Origin of the sequence: Sphingomonas sp., assembly GCF_035317925.1 — a bacterium.
In the GTDB taxonomy this organism is placed as follows: domain Bacteria; phylum Pseudomonadota; class Alphaproteobacteria; order Sphingomonadales; family Sphingomonadaceae; genus Sphingomonas_I.
The window spans coordinates 1-15,405 of sequence record NZ_DATHFV010000011.1; the positions used below are offsets into that span (position 1 = coordinate 1).

The 15,405-nt window shown below is 63.1% G+C and carries 15 protein-coding genes and 1 pseudogene; 3 read left to right on the forward strand and 13 right to left on the reverse strand.

Translation table 11 applies throughout. The features are described 5' to 3' along the window. Positions 1–164, reverse strand: a pseudogene (locus VK533_RS00665) (hypothetical protein); the annotation flags it as partial. 15 nt (positions 165–179) lie between these two features. Here VK533_RS00665 and VK533_RS00670 point away from each other — a divergent pair. Then, complete coding sequence (locus tag VK533_RS00670; RefSeq protein ID WP_324374012.1) at positions 180–929, forward strand: folate-binding protein; 750 nt, start codon at positions 180–182, stop codon at positions 927–929. Between the two features lie 208 nt (positions 930–1,137). Then, positions 1,138–1,917 carry a PEPxxWA-CTERM sorting domain-containing protein gene (locus VK533_RS00675; RefSeq protein ID WP_324374014.1) on the forward strand — a complete coding sequence of 260 codons (780 nt, stop codon included), beginning with the start codon at positions 1,138–1,140 and terminating at the stop codon, positions 1,915–1,917. 136 nt (positions 1,918–2,053) lie between these two features. Here VK533_RS00675 and acnA read toward each other — a convergent pair whose 3' ends face one another. The 6 genes from acnA to VK533_RS00705 all read right to left on the reverse strand — a co-directional run bounded on the left by acnA (position 2,054) and on the right by VK533_RS00705 (position 9,943). Beyond that, positions 2,054–4,738, reverse strand: a complete 2,685-nt coding sequence (gene acnA, locus VK533_RS00680; RefSeq protein ID WP_324374016.1) for an aconitate hydratase AcnA — start codon at positions 4,736–4,738, stop codon at positions 2,054–2,056. A 203-nt stretch (positions 4,739–4,941) separates the two neighbouring features. Further along, positions 4,942–5,679: a PEPxxWA-CTERM sorting domain-containing protein gene (locus tag VK533_RS00685; protein ID WP_324374018.1), complete on the reverse strand. Its 738-nt coding sequence runs from the start codon at positions 5,677–5,679 to the stop codon at positions 4,942–4,944. Between the two features lie 165 nt (positions 5,680–5,844). Further along, the gene (locus tag VK533_RS00690; RefSeq protein WP_324374020.1) at positions 5,845–6,462 is read right to left on the reverse strand and encodes a PilZ domain-containing protein; all 618 of its coding nucleotides are present in this window, start codon (positions 6,460–6,462) and stop codon (positions 5,845–5,847) included. A gap of 239 nt (positions 6,463–6,701) precedes the next feature. Continuing rightward, the gene (locus VK533_RS00695) at positions 6,702–7,508 is read right to left on the reverse strand and encodes a transglutaminase family protein (protein ID WP_324374022.1); all 807 of its coding nucleotides are present in this window, start codon (positions 7,506–7,508) and stop codon (positions 6,702–6,704) included. A 20-nt stretch (positions 7,509–7,528) separates the two neighbouring features. After that, positions 7,529–8,464 carry an alpha-E domain-containing protein gene (locus VK533_RS00700; protein WP_324374024.1) on the reverse strand — a complete coding sequence of 312 codons (936 nt, stop codon included), beginning with the start codon at positions 8,462–8,464 and terminating at the stop codon, positions 7,529–7,531. Continuing rightward, complete coding sequence (locus VK533_RS00705; RefSeq protein WP_324374026.1) at positions 8,465–9,943, reverse strand: circularly permuted type 2 ATP-grasp protein; 1,479 nt, start codon at positions 9,941–9,943, stop codon at positions 8,465–8,467. Positions 9,944–10,082: 139 nt separating this feature from the next. On the opposite strand from VK533_RS00705, the gene arfB reads away from it, so the two are divergent. Next, positions 10,083–10,496: an alternative ribosome rescue aminoacyl-tRNA hydrolase ArfB gene (gene arfB / locus VK533_RS00710; RefSeq protein WP_324374028.1), complete on the forward strand. Its 414-nt coding sequence runs from the start codon at positions 10,083–10,085 to the stop codon at positions 10,494–10,496. Positions 10,497–10,554: 58 nt separating this feature from the next. On the opposite strand, the gene VK533_RS00715 is transcribed toward arfB, so the two are convergent. The 6 genes from VK533_RS00715 to VK533_RS00740 form a co-directional block, all read right to left on the reverse strand. After that, positions 10,555–11,721 (reverse strand): ATP-binding protein, encoded by a 1,167-nt coding sequence (locus VK533_RS00715; RefSeq protein ID WP_324374040.1) that lies wholly within the window; start codon positions 11,719–11,721, stop codon positions 10,555–10,557. 104 nt (positions 11,722–11,825) lie between these two features. Then, the gene (gene ctrA / locus VK533_RS00720) at positions 11,826–12,527 is read right to left on the reverse strand and encodes a response regulator transcription factor CtrA (RefSeq protein WP_324374030.1); all 702 of its coding nucleotides are present in this window, start codon (positions 12,525–12,527) and stop codon (positions 11,826–11,828) included. Positions 12,528–12,741: 214 nt separating this feature from the next. Next, positions 12,742–13,809, reverse strand: a complete 1,068-nt coding sequence (gene rutA, locus VK533_RS00725; RefSeq protein WP_324374032.1) for a pyrimidine utilization protein A — start codon at positions 13,807–13,809, stop codon at positions 12,742–12,744. Positions 13,810–13,814: 5 nt separating this feature from the next. Next, on the reverse strand, positions 13,815–14,627 hold the full coding sequence (rutD, locus tag VK533_RS00730) for a pyrimidine utilization protein D (RefSeq protein ID WP_324374034.1): 813 nt from the start codon (positions 14,625–14,627) through the stop codon (positions 13,815–13,817). Beyond that, positions 14,620–15,006, reverse strand: a complete 387-nt coding sequence (gene rutC, locus VK533_RS00735; RefSeq protein WP_324374036.1) for a pyrimidine utilization protein C — start codon at positions 15,004–15,006, stop codon at positions 14,620–14,622. Before rutC ends, rutD begins: the two co-directional genes overlap by 8 nt. A gap of 1 nt (position 15,007) precedes the next feature. Beyond that, a partial coding sequence (locus tag VK533_RS00740) for an isochorismatase family protein (protein ID WP_324374038.1) occupies positions 15,008–15,405 on the reverse strand: 398 nt, incomplete at its 5' end.

A 15,405-nucleotide genomic window follows, 5' to 3' on the forward strand; every position in this document is an offset into this window, starting at 1 on the left:
TCGATCGTCTCGCCCGCATCACCCGATTCGCCGATCGCGACGATCTTGCCGTCGCGCACGCCGACTGAAGCCTGAACCGCCCCTCCCGGGGTCCATACCGTGCCGTTCTTCAAAAGAAGGTCATAGCTGGCCACAAGCGACTCCGTTGCATCTGGGGCCCGCATCCCTACCTCGCTCAAATGACCGCGACCACCCTTGCCGACCGCGCCGTAATCCGCCTGACCGGGGAGGATGTGCGCGGCTTCCTCCAGGGGCTCGTCACCAATGACGTCAGCGGCCCGCTGCCGGTGTGGGCAGGGCTTCTCACCGCGCAGGGCAAGGTGCTGTTCGATTTCCTGGTGTGGGAGGATGGCGACGATCTGCTGATCGATTGCGAGGCGGCGCAGGCGGACGCGCTGATTCGGCGGCTGAGCCTGTATCGCCTGCGCCGTCCGATCGCGATCGCGGCCGATCCCGCGCTGGCCGTGCATTGGTCAGCCAAGGGCGGAACCGGCGTGGCCGATCCCCGGCTCGCCGCGCTTGGCTTTCGTTGGCTTGGCCCCGCAGACGCGCCGGCCACCGGCTGGCTGACGCACCGCCTTGGCCTCGGCGTGACCGAAGGCCTCGCCGAACTCGGATCGGACAAGACCTTGTGGCTCGAAACCAATGCCGCCGAACTGAACGGCGTGAGTTTTTCCAAAGGTTGTTATGTCGGGCAGGAGAATACGGCGCGCATGAACTGGCGGCAGAAGGTCAATCGCCGGCTGGTCGTGGTGCGCGCCACCGAAAATCCAGGTGAAAGCACCAATATCTATTACGCCGATCTGGGCCTGGCAGTGCAGCGAATCGCGGTCGAGCGCATCATTATTGCGCCAAAAACAGTCGAAGCCGGATCGCCGATCGTGCCCGACTGGCTCGCACAAGCGGTTTCCCCGAAGGCGGAAATGTAAACTATCTATGCGTGAATAGCGTTAACTCTTTATTGCCGTTGCAAATCATCGCGCTGCAAGTTATCCACAAACTTAAGGCAGAGGCGTTTGGCCCCTACAGTCCTCGCGACTCGGGTCCCGGACGGTCAACAGACCAAAAACAAAAATGTGACCGGGGACGCGGCAGTCAGCCGCAAGAGTGTGGGGAATCTTGGAAATGCGTAATCGTATGATACGCTCGGCTGTCGCTGTGGCCGGCATCCTGTGCGCGGCGGGTATCGCCGCGGGGGCGCAGGCGACCGACATCGATACCTTCATCAACACCAATGGCGGCTATACCTATATCGATCCCGCCACGGGCAGCATCAACGGCACGATCCATTTTGCGGGCAACGAGGGCGGCGAGGGCGCCGCTGTCGGCCGCATCCTGCTCACCGGCGTGGACGCGTCCAACAACGCCGTGTCAATGCCGGTCTATTGCATCGATGTGGCGGACTGGCTCGCGCCGGGCGTGTTCACCAAGCAGGCGCTGTCGTCGCTGAGCTTCACCACGGCCCAGCAGACCGCGATCGTCAAGTTCATCACCTACGGCGACGCCCAGGTGAATGCCGCGTCGGGCTTCACCAAGACCTTGCTGTCGGCCGCGACCCAGCTTGGCGTGTGGGAAATCCTGAACGAAGCCCCGTCCACCTCGTGGAACGTGCTGAGCGGGACCTTCTCGGCCAGTGCCTATGGCAGCGACACCACGATCCTGAGTGCTGCAGCGCAAGCTAATAGCTGGCTGAACCTGCTGACGGCCAACACGCTGCCGACCATTCCGGGCCAGACGCTGTCCGTGCTCAATCCCGGCGGCGGCAACCAGTCGCAGGTCTACATCACCGCGCGCGGCGGCGACGACAATATCGAGCTCGGCGTTCCCGAGCCGGCAACCTGGGGCATGATCGTGGTGGGCTTCGGCCTGCTCGGCGCGGCGCTCCGTCGCCGCAAGCCCGAAGAACTGTTCGCCTAATTTCAAGAGCTACAATGGGGGAGAAGCCCGGGCGGCGCGACGCGCGACGCCCGGGCTTTTTATTTGCCTCACGCGCAAAAAGAAGGGCCCGGTTCAGTTCGAACCGAGCCCCTTTTGTCGGCGCTGCCTGTAACCGTCAGGCGGCGAGCTTGCGCAGGACGTAGGGCAGGATGCCGCCGTTGAGGAAGTAATCGAGCTCGTTGACCGTATCGATACGGCAGCGCGCTTCGAAGCTGGTCTCCTGCCCGTCGGCGCGCTTGACCTTGACCGTCACCATCTGGCGCGGACGCAGGCCCGACACCGCCTCGATCGAAAACAGCTCGCTGCCATCGAAGCCGAGCGACTTGCGATCGACGCCTTCGGGGAATTGCAGCGGCAATACGCCCATACCGACCAGGTTGGAGCGGTGGATACGCTCGAAGCTCTCCGCGATCACCGCGCGCACGCCCAGCAAAGCGGTCCCCTTCGCCGCCCAGTCGCGCGACGATCCGGTGCCATATTCCTTGCCCGCGACGATCACGAGCGGGGTGCCGTCCGCTGTATACTTCTGCGCGGCGTCGTAGATCGCCAGCGTCTCGCCGGTCGGGATATAGCGGGTCATGCCGCCTTCGACGCCCGCCACCATCTCGTTGCGGATGCGGATATTGGCGAAGGTGCCGCGCATCATCACCTGATGGTTGCCGCGGCGCGCACCGTAGCTGTTGAAGTCGGTCTTCGAGACCTGATGCTCGTTGAGGTAGCGGCCTGCCGGGCTGTCGACCTTAATCGAACCCGCCGGCGAGATGTGATCGGTCGTGATCGAATCGCCGAGGATGGCGAGCGGACGGGCGTCGACGATGTCCTCGACCGGGACCGGGGTCATCGTCATGCCTTCGAAATAAGGCGGGTTCTGCACGTAGGTCGATCCGGCCGACCAGCTGTAGGTATCCGAACCCTCGACCGTGATGCCGCGCCACTTGCGGTCGCCTTCATAAACGTTGGCGTAGCGGGTGCGATACATGTCGCTGTCGATCACCGAGGAGATGAGATCGCTGATCTCCTGGTTGGTCGGCCAGATATCCTTGAGCATCACCGGCTTGCCGTCTTCGGTCAGGCCGATCGGGGTGGTGGTGATGTCCTCGCGGACGGTGCCCTTGAGCGCATAGGCCACCACCAATGGCGGCGAGGCGAGAAAGTTGGCGCGCACGTCGGGCGACACGCGGCCTTCGAAATTGCGGTTGCCCGACAGGACCGAGGCCGCGACCAGATCATGCTCGTTGATCGCCTTGCTGATCGCCGGCGGCAGCGGACCCGAATTGCCGATGCAGGTGGTGCAGCCATAGCCGACCAGGTTGAAGCCGAGCGCGTCGAGATCCTCGCTGAGCTTCGCCTTGTTGAGATAGTCGGTGACCACCTGGCTGCCAGGCGCGAGGCTGGTCTTGACCCACGGTGCGGGCTTGAGGCCGAGCGCGCGCGCCTTGCGCGCCACCAGGCCGGCGGCAACCAGCACCGATGGGTTGGAGGTGTTGGTGCAGCTCGTGATCGCGGCGATCACGACGTCGCCATGGCCGACCTTGTAGTCCTCGCCATCGACATCGACGCGCACGTCGCTGTCGCCGGTCTTCTTGTAGCCGGTCACCAGCTCGTTGTTGAAATTCTCGTCGACGTTGGTGAGCAGCACCTTGTCCTGCGGACGCTTCGGCCCGGCGAGGCTCGGCTGCACCGACGACATGTCGAGCGCGAGCGTATCGGTGAACACCGGATCGGGCAAAGTCGGGTCACGCCACATGCCTTGCGCCTTGGCATAGGCTTCGACCAGCTCGATCTGATCGTCGTCGCGGCCGGTGAGGCGCAGATAATTGAGCGTCGCGGTATCGACCGGGAAGAAGCCGCAGGTCGCGCCATATTCGGGCGCCATGTTGGCGATGGTCGCGCGATCGGCGAGACTGAGCGCATCGAGCCCGGCACCGTAAAATTCGACGAAGCGGCCGACCACGCCCTTCTGGCGCAGCATCTGGGTGACGGTCAGCACCAGATCGGTCGCTGTGATGCCCTCGGCGAGCGTGCCGGTGAGCTTGAAGCCGACCACTTCGGGGATCAGCATCGACACCGGCTGGCCGAGCATCGCAGCCTCCGCCTCGATCCCGCCCACGCCCCAGCCGAGCACGCCGAGGCCGTTGACCATGGTAGTGTGACTGTCCGTGCCGACACAGGTGTCGGGATAGGCGACGTCATTACCGTCGACGTCCTTCGACACCCACACCGTCTGCGCGATATGCTCGAGGTTCACCTGATGGCAGATGCCCGTACCCGGCGGCACCACCTTGAAATTGTCGAGTGCCTTGGAGCCCCAGCGCAGGAACTCGTAACGCTCTATGTTGCGCTGATATTCGATCTCGACATTCTGCTCGGCCGCCTTGGCCGTACCGAATTCGTCGACCATCACCGAGTGATCGATCACCAGATGCACCGGCACGAGCGGATTGATCTTGTGCGCATCGCCGCCGAGCCCGGTGATCGCATCGCGCATCGCCGCCAGATCGACCACGCACGGCACGCCGGTAAAATCCTGCATCAGCACGCGCGCCGGACGATACTGGATCTCGCGTTCCGAGCCGCGGTCGGCCAGCCACTGGACCATCGCCTTGAGGTCATCGATCGTGACGGTGACGCCGTCCTCGAACCGCAGCAGATTTTCGAGCAACACCTTCATGCTGAACGGTAGGCGGGAGATGTCGCCGATCGTCTCGGCCGCCTTGGCCAGCGAATAATAGGAAAGCTTGCGCCCACCGACGTCGAGCGTCGAACGGGTGCCGAGCGTGTCCTGGCCAACGGCGGTCATGGCGGGATTCCTTATGCTGCGATGCGGTGCTTGGCGATGCCCCTAGCAAGGGGGGCCGGATGGGGAAAGGGGTGCGTCCCGCCTTATGGAAGGATCGCCCCACCCGTCATCGCACTTCGCCGATCAAGGAACCTTTAAGAGCCGCCAATTCCGCGCAGCGGGGCTCGGGCTTCCCCTGGTCGCCCGAGCCCGTACGGCAGCCGCTACGCGCGCTGCCGACGCCCGGCCTGGCGCCGCATCGCGGCCCCGACCGCCCCGAAGCCGCCGAGCATCATCGCCCAGGTCGCCGGCTCAGGCGCCGGACCGCTTTGGTCGTTGCCATGACCGGATCCGGGTGGGGTGATATAGTCGCGGAACTGAATCGGGAGGTTCAACCTATCATCGTCATAACCGAAGCCGATAGCACCGGCTATGTAGGTCGAGGCGTAGCTGAAGGTCTGGTCGTCGTTTGCAAGCGCGGCGGCTAGGGGCAACCCTTCACCCACGGCACGCAGTTGGAAGCTGAATGTCTCGCCCGCCGTGACGACGAAACCTGCGCTCGACAGATTAAACTTGGTTGCCAGGTCAGGCGTGGGGGGCAGGTTGGCGACATCGAAAATCTGCGTGTAGACGGCACCAGTATAGTCACCGGCCGGGACGCCGTCCTGGCGCCCACCGGCAAAGACCAGCAACTCGAGCTGCCCGGCGTCGGAAGTACTGTCAGGGGCAAGCCAGAGATCCAGCTCACTCAGCAGCCCGGATGTCCCGGCGACGACCGTCGTAAAGACCGATTGGTTGAGAGGCCCGTACCACCCGGGCACTTCGCCAAAAAAATCGTGCCGGATCGAATCGTTGTTGGTCGTGTCGCGATCGAGAACGGGATCGGCCTGGGCCGGCTGTGCCAGGGTGATCGCAACTCCTAACGAGACCAGAAGCCCGCCAGCCAGAAAAAACGAACGCATGTGACGCCCCCAAAATCGTGCATCGCGAAAATCCGCAATGTCCCCGGGGGTTTAGCATCCAAACAAATTTAGCGTTTATGCGTGCGTCTCAGCCCGCATCCGCCGACTTTCATCCGCGTTTCAAATTCCGTGCCGCCCTTGCCACAGACGACGCGGACTCGGCCTTCAGGCCGCGACGACCGCGCGCCACGCCGCGAATTCGGCATAGTCGAACGATTGGGCCAGCATCAGCCCGGCCTGACCCTCGCGACACCAGCGGATCGTGGCGGCGCGCGGGGCGAGGCCCGGCAGCGCGATCGTGCAGGCCGAATTGGCATGGAAGGGTTCGGGTGCGTCGATCTGGAGGCCGGCTTGCGAGATGTTGCCGATCCGGACCGCCTTTTCCTGATGGCCGACCTTGAGCATCGCATGCATGCTCACCACCAGACGCGGCGGGCGGAGCTTGCCGAGCCGGTCGTCGAACGAGCAGTGCGCCAGCATCGCCGACATCGGCATCGGCTCGTCGAAGGCGACGCCGATCATCTTGTCTTCGGCCCACGCGATGCGGCCGCCGATCACATGGCCGGTGCGCAACTCGATCTCGATCGGCATGCCGACATCGACCGTGACATAGATTTCAGCCTTGACCCCTTCCGGCGAGACATCGCGCAGCAGGCAGAGTTCCTCGCGGCACGCGCCCAGCCGAATCTTGGCGATCTGCATCACGGTCGCGTGGCGTATGCTGCGGCGGCGCTCCTGCACCGGCGGCGGATCCAGTTCCTGTTTGGCTTTTGAGAAAAACACGCAAACTCCACCGGCTACCGGATTGGTGGATCGTAATGACGCACGAACCTGTAACCATTCCCGCTTCAACATGATTGGCGATGAATTAAGTATTATTGTTTCGGCGCCGTGCTTTGGGTTTCCCTTTCACAGAAACGGTGCCGCACCGGCCCGCACCCCCACCCGGCCTCCCCATCAGGATATTCTATGGGAGATCGGGTGGGGGCGCGCGGGCCGGTGCGGCGCCTCGCAAAGACGCCCTATTGCGGCTCCGGTCCGACCTGGACGTCGACACTCAGCGTCTCGTCGCCGCCGCCGATGCGCGCGCCGGAGATCGGCGCGGCCTGGGCATGATCGAGACCCGTGGCGACGCGGACGTAGGATTCGGTGGGACAACGGCCTTCGTGCGGATCGAAGCCGATCCAGCCATAGCCGTCGACATGCATTTCGACCCAGCCGTGCGCGGCGTGCGCGTCGCTCTCATAGGGCCGGTAGAGATGGCCTGCGACATAGCGCGCGGGATAGCCGGCTGATCGCGCCGCCGCGATCAGCAGGTGCGCGGCGCCCTGTGCGTCCGCCTTGCGCTCGGCGAAGATGGTCGCGGCGCGGTGATCGCCGCTCTCATGCGGTTCGTCGAGGATGAGATGATCGTGGATCGCCTCGGCCAGGGTGTGCGCGCCGGCGAGCGGCTCGGTCGGCAGCTTCAATCCCGCGACATGGGCGTGCAGCGCCGCGTCGGCATGCGTCAGCGCGGTCGGCTGGAGGAAGTGGAGCGGCGGCAGCGGCTCGGCCGTCGCACCGATCATGCCGGCCCGATCCTCGGTCAGCACCTCGCCCGAGACCGAGATGGCGATGCGATCGATCGGCCCGTCGACATAGAGCATCGTCGTCTCGTTGCCGTAGCCGTCGCGGCCCGGTTTGAGCCGCGCATCGCGATCGACGTCGATCGACCAGGACACGACACTCTGTCCGGCATGATTGCCGGGCGTCAGCCGCAGCAGCTGCACCAGCCGCTTCTGCGGTTCGGTGAAGCCGTATTCGGTGCGGTGGGAGACATGGAGGCGCATCGCGACAGGTTAGGCCAGCATCAGCCGAATTTGAATTGCTGGGCGATGGCGCTGTCGAGCTGCGCATTCTCGACCACGAAGCCTTCGAGATATTCGTGCAGGCCCTCCGCGAAGATCGAATCGATCGCGGTGCGGCTGAGCGTGGTCTGGCGCCGCCGCGCGAGCCGGTCCGCCTCGCCCTGCCGGCCGAGCCGCTTGCCGATATAAGCGAGATGCTGGACGATTTCGTCGGTCGCGCCGGCGAGGCTGCGCGGCATCTCGCTGCGCAGGATCAGCATGTCGGCGACCAGCCACGGCTTCAATTCGTCATGATAGAGCCAGCGATAGGCGGTGTTGGCCGATACGGTATGGAGGATGGTGGTCCATTGATCGCGGTCGATCACGCCGCCCACCTCTTCGCCGACCGGCAGCAGCAGGTGGTATTTGACGTCGATCAGGCGGGCGGTGTTGTCGGCCCGCTCGATCGCGGCGCCGAGACCGATGAAATGGAATGCCTCGTTGCGCAGCATCCGCGCCAGCGCGCCTTCGAAGCCGCGCGTCTCGGCGCGGATCATCGCGGTCAGCGCCAGCGTCTCCTCATAGCTGCCGGTGGTGGCAAGCCCGCGCAGCGACAGCCAGGCGCGGTTGATCGCCTCCCACGCGTCGCGGGTGAGCGCGGTCCGCACCGATTTGGCGTTGGAACGCGCCGAATCGAGGCAGGAACGGATCGAACTGGGATTGGACGGCGACAGCGTCAGAAAGGACGAGACCGATTGCGGCACGATTTGCTGCTTGGTCTCGGCGAAACCGTAATCCGCGCCCGTCACCAGCAAGGCGCTTGCCCACGCCACCTGCCCCGCGGGCCGCGCGGAGAGCGCGTCGAGCCGCAATGTCGCCTCAAGCAGGCGCGCGGTGAATTCGGCGCGCTCGACGTAGCGGCCGATCCAGTAAAGCTGGGCTGCGGTGCGGCTGAGCATCTATTTCTGCCGCTGCGTCTGCCCATCCGGGCCCTGGGACTGATATTGGCCGGGCACGTCGGACAGGATCAGGCTGTCCTTGGTGCCACCGCCCTGGCTGGAATTCACCACCAGCGACCCTTCAAGCAAGGCGACGCGGGTGAGCCCGCCCGGCACGATGTGCACGCCTTTCGCCCCGGTCAGAACGAACGGGCGGAAATCGACGTGGCGCGGCGCGACGCCCTTGTCGGTCAGCGTCGGCACGGTCGACAGCGCGAGGGTGGGCTGCGCGATGTAACGCTGCGGTTCGGCGATCAGGGCGGCGCGGAAATCCTCGACCTGCTGGCGGGTCGCGGTCGGCCCGACCAGCATGCCATAACCGCCCGATCCGTCGACCAGCTTCACCACCAGCTGCTCGAGATTATCGAGCACATATTGGAGCGCGTCGGCCTCGCGGCAGCGATAGGTCTCGACATTGGGCAGCTTGGCTTCCCCGCCCGAATAATATTTCACGATTTCGGGCATATAGCTGTAAATCGCCTTGTCGTCGGCGATGCCGGTGCCCGGCGCGTTGACCAGGGCGACATTACCCGCACGATAGGCCGCGATCAGGCCGGGGACGCCGAGCAGCGAATCCGGCCTGAACACGAGCGGATCGATATAATCGTCATCGATCCGGCGGTAGATGACGTCGACCCGCACGCGCCCGTCGATCGTGCGCATCCAGACGATGTCGTCGTCGACCTCCAGATCGGCCGCCTCGACCAGCTCGATCCCCATCGAATCGGCGAGGAAGCTGTGTTCGTAGAAGGCCGAGTTGAAGTGGCCCGGCGTCAGCAGCACGCACACCGGTTCGGACCGGGTGCTGCGCGGCGCGACCGAGCGCAGCGTCTCGCGCAATTGATCGGGGTAGCGATCGACCGGGCAGACCGGAAAGCGATGGAAGATTTCCGGGCACAGCCGCAGCATCGCCTCGCGATTTTCGAGCATGTAGCTGACGCCAGAGGGCGTGCGGGCATTGTCTTCCAACACGAAAAAGTCGTCGGCGCCGGTCCGCACCAGATCGATCCCGCAAATATGCGAAAACACGCCGTGCGGCGGCTTCTGTCCGTGCAGAAAGCCGCGAAACTGCGGATTGGCCAAAACCAGCTCGGACGGGACCACGCCGTCGGCGAGAATCTTCTGTGCGCCATAGACGTCGTTGAGGAAGGCGTTGATCGCCTCGACCCGCTGAACCAGGCCTTCGCTCAGCTTGGCCCATTCGGTATGGGTGAAGATGCGCGGGACGATATCGAACGGGATGATCCGCTCGGCGCTTTCCTCTTCGCCATAGACCGCGAAGGTGATGCCCAATTGACGGAAAGCGGCCTCGGCGGCCTTCTGGCGGCGGTCGAGTTCCGCCGGCGGCGTGTTGGCGATCCAATCCGCCAGTTCGGTGAATCCGGGACGGCCGGTGCGATCCCCGCTGGTCCCCCAAACCTCATCAAAGGCGTCGCGCATCGAGCTCCCGGAAAACGTGATCTCTTGAGCGGAGAGTGCAGCGGTTCGCTGCAATGCACAAGAGGAAGGTGTATCGGGGGCAGAACGATCGGAATTGCCAAAGCGTTGCAGGCGATTAGCGTGAGGCGGAAGAGGACATATGCCGAGCCCAGCACCCCCACCCCTGCCCGAAGAGGCGTTGGAAGAGCGCTTCCTCGCCGCAACCGGGCCGGGTGGGCAGAACGTCAACAAGGTCGCGACCGCGGTGCAGTTGCGGCTCGACGTCTATGCGCTACGCCTGCCGCCCGACGCATTCGCGCGGCTGAAGATCCTCGCGGGCAGCCGCTGGACGCTGGACGGCGGCATCATCGTCACCGCGCGCCGTTTCCGCACGCGCGAAGCCAATCGGGCGGATGCGCGCACCCGGCTGGCGGACATGGTCGCCGAGGCGCGCATCCGCCCCGAACGCCGCATCAAGACCAAGCCGAGCAAGGCCGCCAGGGCGAAGCGGGTCGATACCAAATCGCGCACTGGCGCGATCAAGCGCGGGCGATCACGGCCAGATATTGACTAAATTAGAGAGCCAGCAACGGTAGACATTAGGCTCCCGCTAATCGGACCTTATGGGATGGCTATCGCGCAGTGGGATTTCCGTTCGCGTCCCACTGAGGGGAACGAGGGTAACCGTAAACCTGCCACATCGAATTGATGATCGAACCAATATCGTCAAAAGCTTTAGCCGAAGGGCTTTCAACGAGCACCTCCGGAAGCATCACCGTCCCCTGTCGTGCAACGGCGGTACGACGCATTTCCCACGGAGCGTGGACGTAATTCTTGGTGCCTTCAATATTAATCAGCGTAGCAAAAACCACGATCGGCCCAGTGGCGCCAAGCGCCATAAGCGCATCTCGATAGTCGATATATTTCTGAGAAAGAGTTGTCTCAGCTTCTCCTAAAAAGACGAGATCGCCGGACTCCGTCGCGCGCCGGCCTATATTTCCGACTGCCTCAACGGCGCCTGTGCGGAACAACAGCGCGTAACTGTTGTCATAGGCGGCGCCATCAAGGTCGACGTAGGTAAGATAGCCTTCGAGCGTATATCGCTGATGCCATCCGCTCGTAGTATTCAAAGGTTGGAGCCAAATACCCTGAGCTTCGGGCTGTAACCCAAGGGGAGATAAGAATGCCGAGAGGGGCAATATATGAAGCATCACTTTAGGCTCGGTCGTATCAATAGGGATCGGAGATTGGTCGCCGGTTATCAGCTCCACCCGATCTTTCCGGAAACGTCTGATGCGCTCTATGATACCCTCAGCGGCCAAGAACGAAGCTCGGAGCTCTGTTACATCCATAGGATATTTGCCCGCGCTGTTTCTCGCAAAAAAACGGTTATTCTGTTTTACGCGATGGGGCGCGTTCCAACTCCGTGGCACCCTTACGACGAGAAAGCCTGACTGCGGCCCATCGGGAATCCAGCGAAGCTGGACGTTAGGCACACGAGGTTCCGCACCAGTCTGCAAAACGCCTTCAACACGAAGCAATTCGGAGTCTGGATTTTCTAAGCTTATTCCCGGTGCGGAAGTGGCAATGCCCTTGCTCTCCTCAATGCCAAAGATGACATCGCCTCCGTGAGAATTGGCTAGCGCAGTTACATCACCCAGGAACTCGCGCTTCTGTTCGTCGGTGCTGAGCGAATAGTCCCTTTTGAAATCTAGCATGGAACTTTCGCGCAGTTCGCCGGAGCTCGCCAAGCCCTTTATAAAATCGACCGATAGATCTGAAAGTGATGCGGAGAGCATGGCAACCACGTAGCAATCTCACACCGATTGCCCAACCAGCAAAAATAAACCGCCGCCCCTGCATGACAGGGACGGCGGCCAGGTGTTCGAGGAGGAGAAGACGCTTAGGCGACTTCGGCGATCGGAACCTCGTTCGGCTCGCGCAGCACGTAGCCGCGGCCCCAGACGGTCTCGATATAATTCTCGCCGCCGCATGCCAGGCTGAGCTTCTTGCGCAGCTTGCAGATGAAGACGTCGATGATCTTGAGCTCGGGCTCGTCCATCCCGCCATAAAGGTGGTTGAGGAACATTTCCTTGGTGAGCGTGGTGCCCTTGCGGAGCGAGAGCAGCTCCAGCATCGCATATTCCTTGCCGGTCAGATGGACGCGGCTGCCGTCGACTTCGACCGTCTTCGCATCGAGATTGACCGCGAGCTTGCCGGTCCGGATGACCGACTGGCTGTGGCCCTTCGAGCGACGGACGATCGCATGAATACGGGCGATCAGTTCCTCGCGGTGGAACGGCTTGGTGACATAATCGTCGGCGCCGAAACCGAGCGCGCGGACCTTGGCGTCCATCTCCGCGATGCCGGAAAGAATGAGGACGGGAGTCTGGACCCGCGACGTGCGCAGCTTCTTGAGCACGTCATAGCCGGTCATGTCCGGCAGGTTGAGGTCGAGCGCGATCAGATCGTAATCGTACAGCTTGCCGAGATCGAGACCTTCCTCGCCGAGGTCGGTCGTATAAACGTTAAAGCCCTCCGAATTGAGCATCAGCTCGATCGAGCGGGCGGTCGTGGGATCGTCTTCGATAAGCAGCACACGCATGGCCTAAACCCCTGTTCCTGAAAGCGTCCGGGTCGGAAAAGCCCCCGCAACCGTGAACGCCTTTGGTTACAGACACGGTAATGAAGGTTAAAGGTTAACAAGACCCTAAACTCTTAACCTTTCCTACGTGTCCCCACCGATACGGTTGGAAAAATCGCTGAATTCCGCCGATTCGGAGGTTTGCAGGATCGTCCGAATCGGAGACGGTCTTGCGTCAAATCCCTGTCTGTCGGCTCTTCATAAGCGGTTGGATGCGTGTTCCGAACGCTTCGACACCCTCCAGGAAGTCATCGAACGTCAACAAAACGCCGCCGGTATTGGGCACTTCCGCCATCTCGTCGAGCATGCGCGCGATGCTTGCATAGGATCCGACCAGGGTTCCCATATTAAGGTTCACCGCGCTTTCCTTGTCGGCGAGCTGGCGGACGTTGGTGGTGGTGCTGGTCTTGTCGGCCGCACCCTGCTCGCCCAGCCAGGCGACCGCTTCGTGATCGACGCCTTCGCGATAATGGATCCACTTCTCCATCGCTTCCTCATCGGTCTCGGCGGCGATCACCATCACCAGCACGAACACCGAAACGTCGCGCCCGGTCTTGGCCGTCGCCAGCGCGAGCCGCTCGTTATTGAAGGCGAACGCCTTGGGCGTGTTGACGCCCTTGCCGAGGCAGAAAGCGTAATCGGCATAGGTGGCGGAGAAAGCGAGGCCGGCGTCTGAGCTACCCGCGCAGATGATCTTCATGTCGCCGGTCGGCACGGGCCGGACGCGGCAATCCTCCATCTGATAATAGGTGCCCTTATAGTCGGACACGCCGGTCGCCCACAGTTCGCGCAATATATGGGCGTACTCGCCGAGCATGTCGTAGCGGTTGCGGAAATGCTCGTCGCCCGGCCACAGCCCCATCTGGCTATATTCGGGCCGCTGCCAGCCGGTGATCAGATTGAGCCCCATCCGGCCATGGCTGATCGAATCGATCGTGTTGCACATGCGCGCGGCGAAGGCGGGCGGAATGACGAGCGTCGGGCAGGTCGCGTAGATCTTGATCTTGTCGGTGACGGCGGCGAGGCCCGCCATCAGGGTGAAGCTTTCCAGGCCATATTCCCAGAATTCGGTCTTGCCGCCGAAGCCCCGGAGCTTGATCATCGAGAGCAGGAAATCGAGGCCATATTGCTCGGCCTTGAGCGCGATCGCCTTATTGAGATCGAAGCTCGGCATATATTGCGGCGAATTCTCGCTGATCAGCCAGCCATTGTTGTTGATGGGGACGAACACACCGACCTGCATGATGGCTACTCCTCGATGAGCGGTTGCCCCGCCAGCCAGGCGAGCGCGAACGGATTGAAGCTGTCGGGATCGGTGACGTTGCAGGCATGACCACCCCAGCGCATCGTCACTTCGGTGCCGCCGTTGAAGGGCGAGAGCCGGTCGACGATCCGCGACGAGGCGATCGACGGCACCAGCACATCGTCATTGGCGCAGACCGCGAGCAAGGGCGGCACGATCTCGCCGATCCGATCGAGGATATCGAAGCTGCGCGCGGCGGCGATCCTTTTCTCCATCGTTCCGATGCCGGGAAAGTGATTGATCGTCGCCTGGACCTGCTCCGCGACCTCGGCCTCGTGCATCGCGATCCAGTCGGCCGGATAGAGGAAGATCGACTGCGCCGCGGCAAACGCCGCCGGCCCGCCCGCGTGAAGCAATTGCAGCCGCGCGTCGAAGCAGCGGCCGGTATGCGGCTCGAGCTTGCCCCAGCCGTTGATCACCATCAGCCGCCGCATGCGCGTGCGGTTGGAGAGGGCCATCGCCATGCCGATCATCCCGCCGATCGCGTGGCCGACGAAATGGACGCGCTCGATCCCGATCGCGTCGAGCAGACCGATCACGTCGGCGGCCATGTCCTCGATCGTGACCTTGTCCGGTAGCGCGCGATCGCTGCGGCCGGTGCCGCGGTGATCGTAGAGGATGACGCGAAAGCGTTCGGCGAACGCCTCGACATTGGGCTGCCAGTAAGACGCCGATCCGCCGAGACCGGATGAGAGCAGAAGCGGCTCGCCGTCCTCCGGCCCTTGCAATTCGTAATGGAGACCGGCGGCCTCAGGCACCGATATGCGCCACAGCGGCGATCTCGACCAGGCAGTCGGGCTTCACCAGATCGCATCTGATGCAATAACGCGCGGGCTTCTGGCCCGGGAAATACTCCGCATAGACCGTATTGAACGCGGCATAGTCGGCCAGGTCCTTGAGGAAGATGTGGTTCATCGCGACGTCCGCCAGCGTCGCACCGGCGGCCTCGAGCGTGGTCTTGATCACCTCCAGCACATGGCGCGTCTGGGCCGCGGCATCGCCGGCATGCAGCACCGCGCCGCCTTCGCCCAGGGCGAGCACGCCGGAAACATAGACGGTGTTGCCCGCTTTGGCGCCGGCCGAATAAGGCGCGATCGGGGTCGGGAACTGGGGCGGATTGATCGCCTCGAACGGCATCTTATTCTCCTTGCGCTATCTGACCGAAGCTGCCGCAGAAATCGGCAACGGTGGAGACCCAGCCGAAGAATTTCTCGACGTTATAGACGGTCGCCTGCTGAATGAAGTCCGGGCCGAGATGGTGGGTCGCATCCTCCAGCATCACGCCGAAATATTCGAGGTGGAAGCCGTCGCGCAAAGTGCTTTCGACGCAGACGTTGGAGGCGATGCCGACGAAGACGATGTTGCGGATGCCGCGCGCCCGCAGCGTCTGGTCGAGCTGCGAATTGAAGAAAGCGGAATAGCGCGTCTTGTGGAGCGAGATGTCGCCCGGCTGCGGCGCGAGCTTGTCGACCAGCGCATAATCCCAGCCGCCACGCGCGAGCAATTGGCCCTTGAGCTCGGGTCGCGCACGCATCG

Bases quoted from the DNA above. Each gene is read 5' to 3' on its own strand.
- VK533_RS00670 (WP_324374012.1), top strand. From the start codon at position 180: ATGACCGCGACCACCCTTGCCGACCGCGCCGTAATCCGCCTGACCGGG.
- VK533_RS00675 (WP_324374014.1), top strand. From the start codon at position 1,138: ATGATACGCTCGGCTGTCGCTGTGGCCGGCATCCTGTGCGCGGCGGGT.
- acnA (WP_324374016.1), bottom strand. From the start codon at position 4,738: ATGACCGCCGTTGGCCAGGACACGCTCGGCACCCGTTCGACGCTCGAC.
- VK533_RS00685 (WP_324374018.1), bottom strand. From the start codon at position 5,679: ATGCGTTCGTTTTTTCTGGCTGGCGGGCTTCTGGTCTCGTTAGGAGTT.
- VK533_RS00695 (WP_324374022.1), bottom strand. From the start codon at position 7,508: ATGCGCCTCCATGTCTCCCACCGCACCGAATACGGCTTCACCGAACCG.
- VK533_RS00700 (WP_324374024.1), bottom strand. From the start codon at position 8,464: ATGCTCAGCCGCACCGCAGCCCAGCTTTACTGGATCGGCCGCTACGTC.
- VK533_RS00705 (WP_324374026.1), bottom strand. From the start codon at position 9,943: ATGCGCGACGCCTTTGATGAGGTTTGGGGGACCAGCGGGGATCGCACC.
- arfB (WP_324374028.1), top strand. From the start codon at position 10,083: ATGCCGAGCCCAGCACCCCCACCCCTGCCCGAAGAGGCGTTGGAAGAG.
- VK533_RS00715 (WP_324374040.1), bottom strand. From the start codon at position 11,721: ATGCTCTCCGCATCACTTTCAGATCTATCGGTCGATTTTATAAAGGGC.
- ctrA (WP_324374030.1), bottom strand. From the start codon at position 12,527: ATGCGTGTGCTGCTTATCGAAGACGATCCCACGACCGCCCGCTCGATC.
- rutA (WP_324374032.1), bottom strand. From the start codon at position 13,809: ATGCAGGTCGGTGTGTTCGTCCCCATCAACAACAATGGCTGGCTGATC.
- rutC (WP_324374036.1), bottom strand. From the start codon at position 15,006: ATGCCGTTCGAGGCGATCAATCCGCCCCAGTTCCCGACCCCGATCGCG.